General features: G+C 56.2%; 16 protein-coding genes. 11 read left to right on the forward strand and 5 right to left on the reverse strand.

The annotated features are described in order from the left end of the window. The first annotated feature begins 745 nt into the window (after positions 1-745). The 3 genes from ACR0DG_RS10145 to ACR0DG_RS10155 all read left to right on the forward strand — a co-directional run bounded on the left by ACR0DG_RS10145 (position 746) and on the right by ACR0DG_RS10155 (position 4,405). Complete coding sequence (locus ACR0DG_RS10145; protein ID WP_480697473.1) at positions 746-2,182, forward strand: DegQ family serine endoprotease; 1,437 nt, start codon at positions 746-748, stop codon at positions 2,180-2,182. Positions 2,183-2,364: 182 nt separating this feature from the next. Next, positions 2,365-3,045, forward strand: a complete 681-nt coding sequence (locus tag ACR0DG_RS10150; RefSeq protein WP_480697475.1) for a response regulator transcription factor — start codon at positions 2,365-2,367, stop codon at positions 3,043-3,045. Further along, positions 3,038-4,405, forward strand: coding sequence for a sensor histidine kinase (locus ACR0DG_RS10155; protein ID WP_480697476.1), 1,368 nt, complete (start codon positions 3,038-3,040; stop codon positions 4,403-4,405). The genes ACR0DG_RS10150 and ACR0DG_RS10155 overlap by 8 nt, the downstream gene beginning before the upstream one ends. On the opposite strand, the gene ACR0DG_RS10160 is transcribed toward ACR0DG_RS10155, so the two are convergent. Genes ACR0DG_RS10160 through ACR0DG_RS10170 form a run of 3 tightly spaced genes read right to left on the reverse strand, consistent with a single transcriptional unit; the run spans position 4,386 to position 7,126 of the window. Next, positions 4,386-4,853, reverse strand: a complete 468-nt coding sequence (locus ACR0DG_RS10160) for a CYTH domain-containing protein (protein WP_480697478.1) — start codon at positions 4,851-4,853, stop codon at positions 4,386-4,388. The genes ACR0DG_RS10155 and ACR0DG_RS10160 overlap by 20 nt on opposite strands. After that, positions 4,850-5,605 (reverse strand): ParA family protein, encoded by a 756-nt coding sequence (locus ACR0DG_RS10165; protein ID WP_480697480.1) that lies wholly within the window; start codon positions 5,603-5,605, stop codon positions 4,850-4,852. The genes ACR0DG_RS10160 and ACR0DG_RS10165 overlap by 4 nt, the downstream gene beginning before the upstream one ends. Before the next feature lie 3 nt (positions 5,606-5,608). Continuing rightward, positions 5,609-7,126 carry a CHAD domain-containing protein gene (locus tag ACR0DG_RS10170; RefSeq protein WP_480697481.1) on the reverse strand — a complete coding sequence of 506 codons (1,518 nt, stop codon included), beginning with the start codon at positions 7,124-7,126 and terminating at the stop codon, positions 5,609-5,611. Positions 7,127-7,349: 223 nt separating this feature from the next. Here ACR0DG_RS10170 and ACR0DG_RS10175 point away from each other — a divergent pair, with 223 nt between their 5' ends. Beyond that, complete coding sequence (locus ACR0DG_RS10175; RefSeq protein WP_480697483.1) at positions 7,350-7,697, forward strand: TfoX/Sxy family protein; 348 nt, start codon at positions 7,350-7,352, stop codon at positions 7,695-7,697. Positions 7,698-7,749: 52 nt separating this feature from the next. Here ACR0DG_RS10175 and ndk read toward each other — a convergent pair whose 3' ends face one another. Next, complete coding sequence (gene ndk / locus ACR0DG_RS10180) at positions 7,750-8,172, reverse strand: nucleoside-diphosphate kinase (protein ID WP_155143779.1); 423 nt, start codon at positions 8,170-8,172, stop codon at positions 7,750-7,752. 102 nt (positions 8,173-8,274) lie between these two features. Next, a complete protein-coding gene (locus tag ACR0DG_RS10185; RefSeq protein WP_480697486.1) occupies positions 8,275-9,477 on the reverse strand; it encodes a multidrug effflux MFS transporter in 1,203 nt (400 codons plus the stop codon). Between the two features lie 104 nt (positions 9,478-9,581). On the opposite strand from ACR0DG_RS10185, the gene ACR0DG_RS10190 reads away from it, so the two are divergent. The 7 genes from ACR0DG_RS10190 (at position 9,582) to ACR0DG_RS10220 (ending at position 15,602) form a co-directional block, all read left to right on the forward strand. After that, positions 9,582-11,432: an ABC-F family ATP-binding cassette domain-containing protein gene (locus tag ACR0DG_RS10190; RefSeq protein WP_480697488.1), complete on the forward strand. Its 1,851-nt coding sequence runs from the start codon at positions 9,582-9,584 to the stop codon at positions 11,430-11,432. Beyond that, positions 11,429-11,821: an ACT domain-containing protein gene (locus ACR0DG_RS10195; protein ID WP_480697490.1), complete on the forward strand. Its 393-nt coding sequence runs from the start codon at positions 11,429-11,431 to the stop codon at positions 11,819-11,821. Before ACR0DG_RS10190 ends, ACR0DG_RS10195 begins: the two co-directional genes overlap by 4 nt. Next, a complete protein-coding gene (locus ACR0DG_RS10200) occupies positions 11,818-12,438 on the forward strand; it encodes a MarC family protein (protein WP_480697492.1) in 621 nt (206 codons plus the stop codon). The genes ACR0DG_RS10195 and ACR0DG_RS10200 overlap by 4 nt, the downstream gene beginning before the upstream one ends. A 41-nt stretch (positions 12,439-12,479) precedes the next feature. After that, entirely contained in the window at positions 12,480-13,061 is a 582-nt protein-coding gene (locus ACR0DG_RS10205) for a retropepsin-like aspartic protease family protein (RefSeq protein ID WP_480697494.1), read from the forward strand. Between the two features lie 48 nt (positions 13,062-13,109). Further along, a complete protein-coding gene (locus ACR0DG_RS10210) occupies positions 13,110-13,730 on the forward strand; it encodes an ImuA family protein (RefSeq protein ID WP_480697496.1) in 621 nt (206 codons plus the stop codon). A 64-nt stretch (positions 13,731-13,794) separates the two neighbouring features. Beyond that, entirely contained in the window at positions 13,795-15,009 is a 1,215-nt protein-coding gene (locus ACR0DG_RS10215) for an MFS transporter (RefSeq protein ID WP_480697498.1), read from the forward strand. Further along, positions 15,006-15,602, forward strand: a complete 597-nt coding sequence (locus ACR0DG_RS10220) for a YceI family protein (RefSeq protein WP_480697500.1) — start codon at positions 15,006-15,008, stop codon at positions 15,600-15,602. The genes ACR0DG_RS10215 and ACR0DG_RS10220 overlap by 4 nt, the downstream gene beginning before the upstream one ends. The last annotated feature ends 53 nt before the right edge of the window (positions 15,603-15,655 follow it).

The following is a 15,655-nucleotide window of genomic DNA, read 5'->3' on the forward strand; positions in this document are numbered from 1 at the left end:
GGCCCGGTCTTTTCAGACCGGGCCGGTGCCCAATGCAGGACTACCACGTTTCACTGTCCCAAAAACGCTGCCACTAATGCCTATTGGCACCATGGCTATTCCGCTGCCGAACCTAAACAAGACCCCCTCGTTAACATGCCGCTCAGCGTTTCTGGTGACTGTGACAAGCCATTGGCACCCCCTAGTGCCGCTGGCTACCCCTCGCTTGGGCATGATCATCGTCACCGATCCGGTCGGGGCAAACAACGCAAAACTAGAACCTTCGGTTAATTTTAAGTGATTCTGAATGGTATTTACGCAACAACTGGGCACCAATCACTCTACCTTAAGGCGATTTTTCTTGGCTCAATTTGATTGGAAAATGGCCATTATGCGCACATCAAATGAACCAATGGTCGGTAAGATTTATAGTAGATCACTGGTCATGGTCATTAACCCAATTTGAGACTACAACCCAAAGCTGAGCTTCAAAGCAGTCATCGAAGCAGTATGCGATTTGTTTTCAAAACTGAATCAATTCGCCGCTTTTCCGGGTTTGGCTGGGGAACGGGAAACAATTGCACGATTCGTATCATTCGATTCGCAGCTCAACGCCCGACTCGCCACATAGTTATTTTGAATCAAACACGCCATTTGTGGCAAAATTAAGATTTCTTAATCTTTATCTCAGGAAAAGATCAGACTTGTACCGCATCTCCTGCATTAACGCGCGGCTGGAACCGCGTGAGTCAAACAGGAGACAAAAATGAGCATCCGTAAATCCTCTCTTCTCGTCCCACGCACGTCCAACTGGGTAGGTGTCAGTGCTTTGGGGGCCGCCTTGCTGGCAACCACTGCCCTGCCCGCGAAAGCGGACGAAGCACTGGCGGACTTGGTCGAGAGCGTTTCGCCGTCGGTTGTGACCATTCTAGCGGAACAAGAGGCGCGCCCGACGCCCGCGCAGGGACAAGGTTTTGATTTTGAAGGTCACCCTTTTGGCGAATTCTTCAAACGCTTTGGCACGCCCGAGGGTTTTGACGCCCCCCAACGTGGGCCTGCCCAGGGATTGGGATCAGGTTTCGTTCTGGATGAGGCCGGGTACATCGTGACCAACCACCACGTGGTCGACAATGCCTCGACCGTAACCGTGCGACTGAATGATGACCGTACTTTCGAAGCAGAGATTGTCGGCACTGATCCCCTGACCGACATCGCGGTTCTGAAGATTGACGCAGGCGAAACCCTGCAAGCCGTGGAATTGGGCGACAGCGACGTAATTCGTGTTGGCGAAGATGTTGTGGCTATCGGTAACCCGTTTGGTCTCAGCTCAACCGTGACCACCGGAATTGTGTCGGCCAAGGGTCGTAACATTTCGCAAGGGCCCTATGCCGAGTTCATCCAGACAGACGCTGCGATCAATAAGGGCAACTCAGGTGGGCCGTTGTTCAACATGGACGGAGAAGTTGTCGGCGTAAATTCGGCCATCTACTCGCCCAGCGGCGGTTCAGTTGGTCTGGGTTTTGCAGTGACGTCCAACATTGTCGAACACATTGCGGCCGACCTCAGAGACGATGGTCAGGTCAGCCGCGGATGGTTGGGTGTCTCTATTCAAAACGTGAGCCCTGAAATCGCAGCGGCCATGGGTATTGATGCATCGTCCGGTGCGCTCGTGTCTGATGTTGTGACCGGCAGCCCAGCCGAAGGCATCCTGAAACAAGGCGACATCATTCTGACCTTCAACGACGAAGACGTCGACTCAAGCAGCGATCTGCCGCTGTTGGTGGGTACGACCAAGGTTGGCACCGAAAGCACACTGACCGTCCTGCGCGACGGATCCGAGCAGCAGTTGCAGTTGACCATTGGCCAGCACCAAAGCGCAAAGGCTGAGATCGATAAGTCTGTCGACGATACGATCGAAGGCACCGCACTGGGTGTGACAGTTGCTCCGCTGAACGACACGACGCGTAGTCAGATGGGTGTGGCTGAAACTGTCGAAGGCGTGGTTGTCACTGAGCTTCAGCCCGATAGCCCGGCAGCCCGAGCTGGCCTCCAGCCCGGTGATGTCATCGTCAAACTGGGCAGTCAGGAAACCACGACGCCCGACGCGCTGAAGACCGCGCTCGACAACGAAAAAACAGGGCCCGCACTGGTTTTGATCAACCGCGGCGGCAGCCAGATTTTCGTGGCCGTTGACATCGCCTGATTTCACACCCGCGCGCGCCACGTGATGGGGAATATCTGGCGTGCGCCTCCCCGGCGGATTGAATTGTCCGCGTTCCGCCGGGACTGCCGGGTGCGCAACGACGCACCCGGCACGTTTTCTCCTAACCCCAGTGTCTTGCCCCAAAATTTGTGTTTAAATACTATATCAAAGGAGTTCGGAACATGAGCCGTCGCCTGCTGATCGTCGAAGATGATGAAGACACCCGCGAGTTCATTGCCAAAGGCTTTGGCGAGGAAGGCTATGTTGTCGAACAGGCCGCTGATGGGCGTGAGGGCCTGTACCATGCAACAGATGGCGGGTTTGACGCGATCGTTCTGGATCGCATGCTGCCTGGTCTGGATGGTTTGTCGCTGATCCGATCCTTACGTGCCGCGGGCTTGAACACGCCGGTTCTGATGCTCACCGCCATGAGCGCAGTAGACGAGCGTGTGAAGGGATTACATTCCGGTGCAGATGACTATTTGGTAAAGCCTTTTTCTTTCCAAGAGCTGCATGCCAGGATTGAAGCACTTTTGCGCCGCCCTCAGGAGGCCGAAGAAACCTCGACCCTGACCTGTCGCGACCTTGAGATGGACTTGCTGACCCGTAAGGTCACGCGTGAGGGTCATGAAATCACGCTGACCCCACGCGAGTTCCAGATCCTTGAATACTTCCTGCGCCGCAAGAACCGCGTGGTGTCCAGAACCATGCTGCTGGAGGGTGTTTGGGACTACCACTTTGACCCCAACACCAATGTGGTGGACGTCCATATCTCCAAACTGCGCCGCCAGTTGGATGAAGGCGGACGATCCCCGCTTATTGAAACCGTACGAGGTGCCGGATACATGATATCCGATGGATAACATTCGGCTTTCGTTCAATAATTCGCGTACGCGCCTTGTTCTGGCCAGTATGGCACTTAGCACTTTGCTAACGGCCACTGTTCTGGCCTTGGTGTATTTTACCGCGAACCGAAGCATTGAGGGGGAAACACGATCGGTCGTCTCTGCCGAACTAACCGGGCTTGCAGATGAATACGAAAGGCGCGGTCTGATAGGTTTGATGACCGCGATAGAACGACGCCTTCCTAGCGCGTCAGAACGGGATGCGCTTTACCTTCTAACCGACCGTTTTGGCGCAACTTTGGCAGGCAACTTAAAGCAATGGCCTGCGGGTATCGCGGCAGGCAGCGGTTGGGTTGACCTTGAACTTCACCGGGCCGACAACAACGCCTTGGTGCCAATTTCCGCAGCGTCTATTCGACTACCGGGTGGAGAGCGGCTTTTGGTTGGTCGAGACGCCCTTGCCCGCCAGCAATTTGACCGCGCGCTGCTCCGATCAGTTGGGATCGCTCTGGCCATTGCCCTGGCGCTCAGCGTTCTGACCGGGTGGCTTTTTACCCGGTTGGTTTTTTCCCGCCTGTCAGACATTGCCAGCACAGCCGAAAACATCGTGTCCGGCGATTTATCCCGCCGTATGCCGATGCGCGGGACCGGTGATGAGTTCGACCAGGTCGCCGGGACGCTCAACACCATGCTGGACCGCATTGAAGAGTTGATCAGCAACCTGCGCACGACCTCAAATTCCATCGCGCATGATCTTCGATCTCCGCTCGCGCGCCTCAAACAAAGGGTCGAAGCACTATCCGACCCAAACAAGACAGAGCAAGAGCGTGAGATCGACGTAGCAAGAGCTTCTGTCGAGATCGACCACGTTCTAAGGGTTCTGAGTCAGTTGACCGAGATTTCGCGCGCCGAGGCAGGCGTTGGGCGCGAGCAGTTTGAAACCGTTGATCTTCAACAACTCGTTGCGGATGTCGCCGAACTGTACGAACCCGTCGCTGCAGATCAGGGTATCGCGCTTGAGGTGCGCGGAACGGCTGCCCCGATACAAGGTCACCGTCCGTTGCTGTCCCAAGCCTTGTCAAACCTTTTAGAGAACGCCATGCGTTATGCGCCTGAAAACACAGCCATAACCATCACTATTGGCGAGGACGAATGCACAGCGCAACTTAGCGTTCGGGATCGGGGACCCGGTGTACCAGCAAGTGAGCTTTCCCAGCTGCAAGTGCCATTTGTGACGCTGGATCCTGCCCGGACCGAGCGAAATGCAGGGCTTGGGTTGGCGTTGGTCGCAGCGATTTCCCGCATGCACGAAGGTGCGTTTACCGCCCGCAACTGCGACCCGGGCCTAGAGGCGACGATCAGTCTGGCGCGCCATTAACGGCCATTGCCTTGTTCTTATAGCGTGGGTCGTCTGTCACATCTTTGCCGAACCATACTGGCGGCTCGTAATCGCGAGCTTCGGCTTCGGTCCGAAACTCGACCTCTACCAAACATAATGGTGCCAGCGTGCCCTGAAAGACATCCAGCTCAAATACATGACCATCAGACAACTGCCCGGAATAGCGCTCTTTTTCGACGCGCCGACCTTCGGTCTCTGCCCAGAATGTCTCGAACTGTTCGACTGATATCTCAGCTTCGCGTTCGACCCTTACCATTCCACCGCCACCTTTTAGCGTCAAGTAATAGCGGTCATTCTTTTGCCGAAGCCGCAGTTCGGTCGAATCTTCCGGAGCGGTCAAGTAGCCTTGGCGAACAACAGCCTGACTTGTTCCGGTTAAATCCGGCATGTGGGCGACAAGGAATTTTCGTTCAATTTCAGCGCTCATCCCTTTGAAGTCACTCCATTCTCTAGCTCTTCAAACAGCTCCGCATAGGCCGCCGCTGCTGCGCTACGCTGCGCGAAAACCTTTACAGGCGCGCGGTTCTGTCCCATCCGTTCGATATCAGCGGCAAATGGGATTGCAGTTTTCATAAACCGTTTGGGGTACGTTGCTCGCATGCTCTCCATCGTTTCAAGATGCAGGCTTTTGCGGCGCTGTAGCATGGAAAAGAACGCCTTCAGCTTCTTTTTGGGCAGGTTCTTTTGCTCGAAGAAATCGACGAGTTGGCCGAATGTACGTTCGGACAGGGTTGTTGGTATCACCGGAACAACGATCACATCCGCCGCTTTGAAGATGTTCTCGGACAGGGTCGAGAAATTCGGCGGACAGTCCAGAATGATAACGTCGTAATCACTTCCGGCGGCGGCAAGAGCCTTTTTCAACCGCGACCTCTTGTTCCGCATCCGGGACAGGAAAACATCAAAGTCGCGGAACGTCAGGTTGGCAGGCAGGACATCCAGCCGATCGAAATCGCTTGCACGGATGGACTTGATAAACCGTTCGACATCCTCAAAAAATCGAGCCTCGGTCAATTTCTTGGACGGCTTTACACGGAGGTAGAATCCAGATGCACCCTGCGGGTCAAGATCGCACAAAAGTACCGTCTTACCGGCCGCAGCGTATGCATAAGCCAGATTAACCGACGTCGCGGTTTTTCCGACGCCGCCCTTGTTGCTGTAACAGGCAATGATTTTCAATCCTTAGCCCTCCATTCGGTGAAACAGATTTTGGAACAGCGCCCGGATTTTCGGGCTGTCAAAATGGCGGAAGTTGTCGATCACCTGATCCCGTTCGGCCTTTTGTCGTTCATCCAACACCGCGATTAACCCACCAATTGACATCGCCAATTGGGCGTTCGCTCGGTTCTGCTTGTTAGTTTTCTGCTCGACAAAAGCAAGTAGGCTGTCTTTTTGAACCGAACAATCATTGAATTGACCCAGATTATCCTGCAGCCTTTTCAGAGGCTTGATGATCGTTTTGAATGCCTTTCTGTCATACAGGGGGCCAAAAAACTCCATAAGATATCTCAGCTTCTTACAGTCGATGCGTAAGTCATGCACCAATGCATCGGGTGTCTGAGGGGTTATGCGGCGAGCCAACTTACAGACCTTGCTATAGCGTTTCCAAATCAGTTCGCAGGCATAGTCAAAAGCGCTGCGTTCTGCATTCGGGCCTGGATCGAGGTTTTTCGACGTCGCGAACAGAGACGTTAATTTACAGATTTCTTTTTCATAAGCAGATGATTGCAGCCATTTTCTAAGGTCTCCCAGTGCCTTCGTTCTTTCCGCTTGGAACTCGGTAAACATATCTTCGGTGCCCGCATGCAAACTGGTTGGGATCAACTCGAAATAGGTTTCTTTTTCCAGCAAGTAGACATCCAAATCCCGCACACGACCCGTTGGCGACATTAGGGCCGCGAAAGTCTGTTTTAGTTCGACCGTTTGAGCAGGTGAAAAAACCCCCTTGAAGAGGCTAACAACCGAACGAATGCGCCGCAAAGAAACGCGGTAGTCATGTAGGAATTCCGTATCGATATCCGCGATGATACCCGCTTCGTTCTGGCGTGCGACGGAAAGGAACGTCTGAATGATGTCAGTAGCCACTTCGATAGACGGCTCATCCCTGCCCAACTTTATTTCTGGTTTGGCCTGATACGGCACTGCGTTGGGAAAAAGCGCTGCAACAATCGGCTCCATCCCGTTCACAAGAACAGACATAGCGTCGATCAACTCACAAACGGCCTGATAGGTCCCTTCGTAGCCACGCATTGGTCGGACTGAAACAACACTGGCTTGGCCATTTACTGTTGTCAGGGTTGTGAGTTCTCCGCGCATTTGGGTTTTTTGAACGTCGTCCAGAACCGCAAAGGTGGTCGTTAACCGTTCCCCTTGCCCGATTGTCGTCAAAGCGCGCAACTTGGGAAATCCGACCAGCGCCTTCCGAACGGGTCCGTCGGGAAGATCATGAACAAAGCTACCCTGCCCGCCCCCGACTTGCGAAAGGATCTGCCCGTTCTCCAGGATCAATTTCAGTTCGCCAGCGCCCTGGATCAAAACCCGCCCATTTGCCCGGATAGACTGGTCAAAGCAATCCAGCATTTGGAAGACGGTCGGACGGGTGGATTCTCCAACGCTTATTTCTAAGTCGGGCAATGAGGTTGAAAGCGTTTTTGGATCAAACGAACCCGGCAGGACAAACGTCGTTTCTCCCTCCGTCATTGCGTCCGTCCTTTCCAACAGAAGTTACCCTAGAAAGCCGCCGCCCTTCGACGCCAAAGCTGTGTATTCAATTGAGTTTTGGTGTTTTCTAAGCTCTTGGCCTTCGACATAAGCACTTGCCTGATCATATGAAAACGCGAAACGGAACTATAATCAACCAAAGAACAACGGCTGCCTGAGATCGGCAGATGACAGGATCCAAGAACGCCGCTAAGACAAAAACATGTCCGATCCAGTCTCATCGATCCGCAACCTTGGCCCGGCGTTTGAGCAGGCTTGCGCACGGGCCGGTATCCATTCAGCCCAGCAGTTGCGCGAAATCGGTGCAGACGCGGCGTATAGCCTGCTGCTGCAAAACGGATCACGCCCACATTTCATAGGGTATTATGTTCTGGTTATGGGCTTGCAGGGTCGGCCATGGAACGACTGCAAAGGCCAAGAAAAGAAAGAACTGCGCAAGCGGTTCGATGCAATCAAGGCCAATGTGCGCACCGCACCCGAGGCAAAGATGATCGCGGATCTGGATGCAATCGGGGTCCGAGTGACTGCTGGCGATATCAAACCAGAATAAAAAAGCCGCACCCGGAAACCGGGCGCGGCCTGAAGACTAAGCTGGTTGCGGATTAACCGACCAGTTCGATGCCCGAGAAGAAGTAGGCGATCTCAACCGCCGCGGTTTCCGGCGCGTCGGAACCGTGAACCGAGTTTTCGCCAACCGATTCAGCGAACTCGGCACGGATGGTGCCAGCGGCAGCGTCCGCGGGGTTGGTTGCGCCCATGACTTCGCGGTTCTTGGCAATGGCACCTTCGCCTTCCAGAACCTGCACAACGACCGGAGCCGACGACATGAATTCGCACAGTTCGTCATAGAACGGACGCTCGGCGTGCACTTCGTAGAATTTGCCAGCTTGCTCTTTGGTCATGTGGATGCGCTTTTGCGCAACGATGCGCAGGCCGGCTTCTTCGAACTTGGCGTTGATTTTGCCAGTCAGGTTGCGGCGGGTTGCATCGGGTTTGATGATCGAGAATGTGCGTTCCAGTGCCATATCGGCCTCTCCTTACAATGTGGCGCGGGGTGTGCGCCGAAATCCATCGCGCGCCGCCTAGCACGGTATGTGACCTAAGAAAAGTGTTATGTGGCTCGTCGCTCAGATCGTGTCCGGCAATGGGTCCAACTGATCGACCCGACGCACATAAAGGATGGATAAAAGCCCCGCGAAACTGCTAGCGAACATCATACCCAACACGATAAACGGCGCGTTCTCTGCGGTGACCAATCCACCTGTGGCAAAGGTCAGCAACGCGCCCAATGCGACTGTCATCGCCCCCGACAAACCAGCCGCGCTACCTGCCAATTGCGGACGGACCGACATCAGGCCTGCAGTGGCGTTGGCGACGGTCAACCCGTTGCCAAAACCCACCAGAATGGCCGAACCGAAAAAGGTCCAGACGCTGCCGCCTTCGGCAGCAAAGACCACAAACCCCATCAAAGGCCCGACCGAGGCAATGATCCGCCCTGTCAGGATCATATTGTTCAGTCGAACGCGTGCAGCCAGTCGTCCGGTCAGAAAGCTGCCCGCCATGAAACCCAACGTTATAATACCGATCCCTAAACCCAGCAGTGCGGGGTTCAGATCGAACCATGTCGCAGCCACTAACGGCGCGCCGGTGATAAAGGCATAGAACCCGCCGATCGAAAACGCGGCGCAGAAGGAATAGCCCCAGAACCGGCGCGAGTTGAACAGTTGTGGGTAGAGCTTCATTTGCGCGGTAAAAGTGGCTGTCGTGTTGGTATTCGTTTCTCCCAGATCAGCCCAGACCAGCATCAGCAGGCCAACACCCAGCAAAAAATACAGCACAAAGCCCGCGCGCCAGCCGAACAGCATCTCAAGCAGGCCACCCAGCATGGGCCCCAACATCGGAGCCAGCGCCATAGCCATCGACACATACCCTAGCTTGCTGGCCGCCTCGTTCGGCGGATGCATGTCGCGGATCGCGGCGCGTGCCAGCACCTGCCCCGCGACAACCGCGCCCTGCAGCATTCGAAACCCGAGGAAGACCCAAATCGACTCGGCCAATGCGCAGCCGATCGAAGCCACAACAAACACAGCCATGCAGAAAAGCAAAACCGGTCTGCGCCCAAATCGGTCAGACAATGGCCCCATGATCAATTGCAAGACCGCCGACAGGGCCAAGTAACCCGCTACAGACAGGTTGACGAGGCCGTAATCCGCCCCAAGCGCTTCGCCGATACTTGGCAACGAGGGCAGAAACATGTTCAACGACAGCACCGACAACGCGGTCAGAAGGACCAGCGTGATCAAGGACGGAGGAGATTGTGCCGGTCTCATCAAATGTTCCAATGCAGCCAAACATATCAGCGCTATCACATTGATCGTTGGATGAACATGTCAACCCGCTGGCGGCGGCAAGATCGCTCTGCTAAGAGCGGCCCATGCTACGGATCGAAGACATCACCTATGCCGTCGAAGGCCGCCCTTTGTTCGACGGGGCCAGTGCGACCATCCCCGATGGGCACAAGGTTGGTCTGGTCGGCCGCAATGGCACCGGCAAGACCACGCTATTTCGCCTGATCCGGGGCGAACTGTCGTTGGAATCGGGCAATATCAACATTCCCAAACGCGCGCGGATAGGCGGCGTGGCGCAAGAGGTGCCCTCGTCCGATGTCTCTTTGATCAACACGGTTCTGGCCGCCGACACCGAGCGCAACGCCTTGATGGCTGAGGCTGACAGCGCGACAGATCCGACAAGGATCGCCGAAATACAGACGCGACTGGCCGATATCGATGCGTGGTCGGCCGAAGCTCGGGCGGCGTCGATCCTCAAAGGTTTGGGGTTTGACGATGAGGACCAACTCAAGCCGTGCTCGGATTTCTCGGGCGGTTGGCGAATGCGCGTGGCGCTTGCTGCGGTTCTGTTTGCGCAGCCGGACCTGCTGCTGCTGGACGAACCGACCAACTATCTGGACCTTGAAGGTGCGTTATGGCTGGAAAGCTACCTCGCCAAGTATCCTCATACCGTGATCATCATCAGCCACGACCGCGGGCTCTTGAACCGCGCTGTCGGTTCGATCCTGCATCTGGAAGACCGCAAGCTGACCTATTATGCGGTTCCCTATGACAAATTCGCCGAACGCCGCGCCGAACGCATTGCGCAGGCGGAGTCGGAAAACGCCAAGGCCAAGGCGCGCATCGCCCATCTGCAAAGCTTCGTAGACCGATTTCGCGCCAAGGCCACCAAGGCCGTGCAAGCCCAGTCCCGTCTGAAGATGATCGAGCGCATCCAGCTTGTTTCCACCCCGCAAGAAGCAGCCCTGCGCGCGTTCTCTTTCCCCGAACCTGAGGAGCTATCGCCCCCGATCATCCATCTGGAAGGCGGCGTGACCGGCTATGGCGACACCGAAGTGCTACGCCGCCTCAACTTGCGCATTGATCAGGACGACCGGATCGCGCTGCTGGGCAAGAACGGTCAGGGCAAATCGACTCTGTCGAAACTGCTGTCCGACCGCCTGCCCCTGATGGCGGGCAAGATGACCCGCAGCTCCAAACTGCGCATCGGCTATTTCGCGCAGCATCAGGTCGACGAGCTTTATGTGGACGAGACCCCCTTGGATCACCTGCGCCGCCTGCGCCCGGATGAGGGGCCCGGCAAATGGCGATCGCGTCTGGCCGGGTTTGGCCTGAATGCAGATCAGGCGGAGACAGAGGTCGGTCGCCTGTCGGGCGGTCAGAAAGCCCGCCTGTCGCTTTTGCTGGCCACAATTGACGCGCCGCATATGCTGATCCTTGACGAACCCACCAACCACCTCGACATCGAAAGTCGCGAGGCGCTGGTCGAGGCGTTGACCGCCTATTCCGGTGCGGTTGTGTTGGTCAGTCACGATATGCACCTGCTGTCGCTGGTGGCGGATCGGCTTTGGCTTGTCTCTGACGGCACCGTCAAACCGTTCGACGACGATCTAGAGGCTTACCGCGCGCTACTGCTGGCCCGCGACAAGCCGGTTAAACAAAAGCTGCAGCCCACTAAGGCAAAACGCCCGTCGCGCGATACTATGCTGGCCCTACGCGCCGATTTGCGCAAATGCGAGGATCGGATTGAGAAACTGACAGGCATGCACGACAAGCTGTCGGCGAAACTGGCGGACCCTGCATTGTATGAAGACGACCGGATAAACGACCTTGAAACGTGGAACCGCAAGTTCGCCGAAGTGGTCGAAGCAATGCAAAAGGCCGAGGCTCTTTGGGTTGCAGCCGCAGAACGTCTTGAAGAGGCAGAAGCCTCATGACCGAACCTTTGGTGGACCGCAATGCGATGATCGCAGGAATGCGCCCGGAAATTCAGCCCGGCGAATTCGCGTTCGTAGTCTGGCCCAGCGACCAAGCGTGGCCTTCGGGAACGCGGGGCAGCTATGTTGAGGCTGAGGGGCTTTCCCTTATTGTGCCCCTAGACGCCGCCCCTTCAGATGCGGTGCACATGCGCTGCATCACACTGCAGGTGCATTCCTCGCTAGAGGGGGTGGGTTTGACCGCAGCAGTTTCCAGTGCGCTTGCCCAAAGTAACATCCCTGCAAATATGGTTGCGGGCTATCACCATGATCATGTTTATGTTCCCAGCCGTTTGGCCGATGAAGCGCATTCAATATTACTGGCATTGCAACAAGGCGCGGCGGAATGATTGATCTGGCCTTTTTCATAACTGCATTCACAACGATGTTCGTTGTGATTGACCCTTTTGGAACAACTCCGATTTTTGTCGCTCTTACGCAGGACATGGATGCTGCAACGCGCCGCAAGACTGCGATCCGAAGCTGTCTGACTGCCGTTTGTATCCTGATCGCGTTTGCCGCCTTTGGTGAGGCCGTTCTGGGGTTTGTCGGCATCTCCATGCCGGCCTTTCGCGTGGCCGGCGGAGCACTGCTGTTCCTGACCGCGCTCGACATGCTGTTCGAGCGCCGCACCAAGCGACGCGAAGATCGCGCCGAAGAGGAAGAGCATCCAGATCCTTCGGTCTTTCCGCTGGCTATCCCTTTGATTGCCGGTCCCGGATCCATTGCCACGATCATCCTGTTGGCGGGGCAGAACCCCGGCATTTCCGGTATAGCTGCCGCATGCGGCGTAATGCTTGCCGTGATGTTGGTGGTGTTTGTCTTCTTTCTTGCGGGTGGTTTGATCGCCCGCATCTTGGGAAAAACCGGTTTGAACGTACTGACCCGGCTTTTGGGAATGTTGTTGGCCGCCTTATCCGTCCAATTCATTCTGGATGGCCTAAAGGCCTTTGGTTTCGCGTCGTAAATCCCCATATACCTCTCAGGGTAACAGGTTAGGATTACAGTATGGACGGCGACAGCATTGCACGTTTGGCTTATCTGGGATTGCTTGGCGCTGCTGTTGTGGCGTGGTTCATCTCGCAAAACCGCCAAACGCTGAATAAAACGCTGCAACAGGCGATGGCCTGGATGTTCATTTTTGTCGGCGTCATCGCCGTGGTTGGCCTGTGGGAAGACATCCGCAGCACCGTTGCCCCCTCGCCCCAACTAACCGTTACTGGGGAGACAATCGAAGTCCCCCGCGCCTATGATGGTCATTATTACCTGCCGATTGATGTGAATGGTCAGACCATTGATTTTCTGGTGGATACGGGCGCCAGTCAGATTGTCCTCAGCTCACAAGACGCCGAGCGTTTGGGGATTGATCCCGACCAGTTGAACTATTTCGGGCGCGCCGCCACTGCGAATGGCGAGGTGCGGACTGCTCCGGTCCGGCTTGAGACGCTGACTGTGGGTCCTGTCACGGACCGCAATGTCTCGGCCTGGGTGAATGAGGGTGAGCTGTTTCAATCTCTGCTGGGGATGGATTACCTGCATCGGTTTTCCAACATTCAGTTCGCCGATGGTCGGATGATCCTGTCCCGCTGATTACATTCCGGGATTGAGAACAAAATAAGAACATGCTAGCTTGCACGCATGTCTACACATCTTCTTGACCGCAAACCAGCACGTGCAGCATCCGGGGTGGCGCTGCATCCTCAGATCACATTGCAATTGGGTCGCGTGCACGAGGCGTGCGGCCCCGCCCGACGCAGCTTTGCCCTATGGCTGGCCGGGCAGACGCAAGGACCGGTCTTGTGGATTTCACCCGCGTGGGAGCCGGGACAGTTGAACCCCGATGGGATGATGCCTTTTGCCGATCCGGCCCGATTCATCTTTGTCCGCCCTACCCGGGTCGAGGATCTGCTATGGTGCCTAGAAGAGGCACTGCGCAGCGGGGCGATCCCGCTGGTGATCGGCGACCTGCCAGACGCGCCTGCCCTGACGCCAATACGTCGGATGCATCTGGCCGCCGAACAGGGCGGTTTGATGGGACAGGCACCACTTGGGCTGCTGCTCACGCCCGGTGATGGCGGCGCGCAGGGGGTCGAAACCCGTTGGCACATGGCTGCGGATCATCAAGGGGAAACCCGTCGCTGGACCCTGACCCGCCGTCGTGCTCGTGCCCTGCCCCCGGTCAGTTGGCATGCCACCCAAACCAAGCCACGCGCCGGGCTGAACCTGCAAAGAGTCAATAAAGAAGAGGTTTTAGCGTGACATCACCATGTGCTCACGCAAGATGTGACTAGCCAAATCCCTACCCGCGCCCTAGCGTTCCGGGATGACCCACGCGATCCACGATAGCCGCTATTCCTGGCTGCGCCTGCTGATAACGCTCGCCATTGCGATGGTGGCGAATGTCGGCATGTGGGCCGTCATCGTGGTGATGCCTGCGATTGAAGCGCAGTTCGACGCGGGTCGGGCCGAGGCGTCATTGCCGTATGTCCTGTCCATGATCGGTTTTGCCTTGGGGAATATGTGGCTGGGTCAACTGGTCGACAGGTTGGGTGTCACCAAAGCGCTGATCGGCGCGGCCGTACTCAGCGCAATCAGCTACCTACTGGCAACACTTGCGCCGAATATGGTGATGCTATCGCTGGCACATTTGCTATTGGGATTGGGCACCTCGATCGGGTTCGGCCCTCTGATCGCCGATATTTCGCACTGGTTCATGAAACGGCGCGGTATCGCAGTCGCATTGGTGGCCAGCGGCAACTATCTGTCTGGCGCGATCTGGCCTACTCTGCTGTCGGGTATTCTGGCCCGCGAGGGTTGGGAACAGGTCTATCTGACCTTGGCGGTGATGACGTTGATCGTTGTCATCCCCCTGTCGTTTCTACTGCGCCGCCAAGTACCAATCGAAGCCCACCAGACCGCTGCAGCCAACGCGCAGGTCAATGCGCGCAGCGTCGGCATTTCACCGCGTGCACTGCAATACATCCTTGGTCTGGCCGGCATCGGTTGCTGTGTGGCGATGTCCATGCCCCAGGTGCATATCGTTTCGTACTGCGTTGGATTGGGATACGGGCCAGCAGTCGGGGCTGAAATGCTGTCATTGATGCTGTTGGGGGGCGTCGTCAGCCGGGTCATCTCGGGGCTTGTTGCGGACAAGCTGGGGGGCATTATGACCCTACTGATCGGCTCAGTCCTCCAATGCATCGCGTTGTTTTTGTTCCTGCCATATGACGGCATGGTCTCGCTTTATGTGATCAGCCTGCTGTTTGGGCTGGCTCAGGGCGGCATCGTGCCCAGCTATGCCCTTGTGGTGCGGGAATATATGCCCCCGCAAGAGGCCGGGGCCCGCGTAGGTTTTGTCATGATGATGACCATTATGGGCATGGCTTTGGGCGGGTGGATGTCCGGGTGGATTTACGACGTAACCGGAAATTATCAATTGGCCTTTATCAATGGCATTCTCTGGAACGGGCTGAATATCGCAATCCTGCTGATGTTACTGAAACGCTCGCGTCCACGCAGGCAGGAGGTCATGGCATGACCCAAATGACACGGCGCATCATCTTGGCGGGGCTTGCTGCATTGGCATTCGGCTGTCCCTCAATCGCGGCCCCCAGTGCGTACGAGCTTGTTCCCGATGAAACCTCGGTCGATTTTACATTCGATCTGTCCGGCATCACCCAAACCGGGACCATGCCAATTCAGTCGGCGGATATCCTGATTGACCCAAATGATTTGCTGAACAGTCGGGTGGACGTCATCCTCAACGTCGCCAAGGCACGCACCAAACTACCCTTTGCGCGCAAACCGATGCTCAGCGAAAGCGTGTTGGACGCAGAGGAGTTTCCGACCATCCAGTTCGTGTCGACAAGTGTTCAATTAGGTGAAAGCGGCCGCATCTCGGGTGGTGCAAAGATAAGTGGTGATCTGACCGTTCGCGGGGTCACCCGTCCTATTGTTCTAAAAGCCGATTTGTTCCGCCCTGCCGGCAGCGCGGCAGACAGCCTGGACGATCTGTCCATTCGTCTGACAGGCGCGTTGAACCGACATGACTTTGGGGCGTCAGGCTTTGCAGACCTTGTGCAAGACACAGTCAGTCTGGACATCCGGGCAGAAATCAAAAAAGCGCCATAGGTCAAAAACGACGCGACAAAGTCGATAAGCTGCGTGCAACGCATGATGGATAG

Source organism: Ruegeria sp. BG8, from assembly GCF_056538325.1.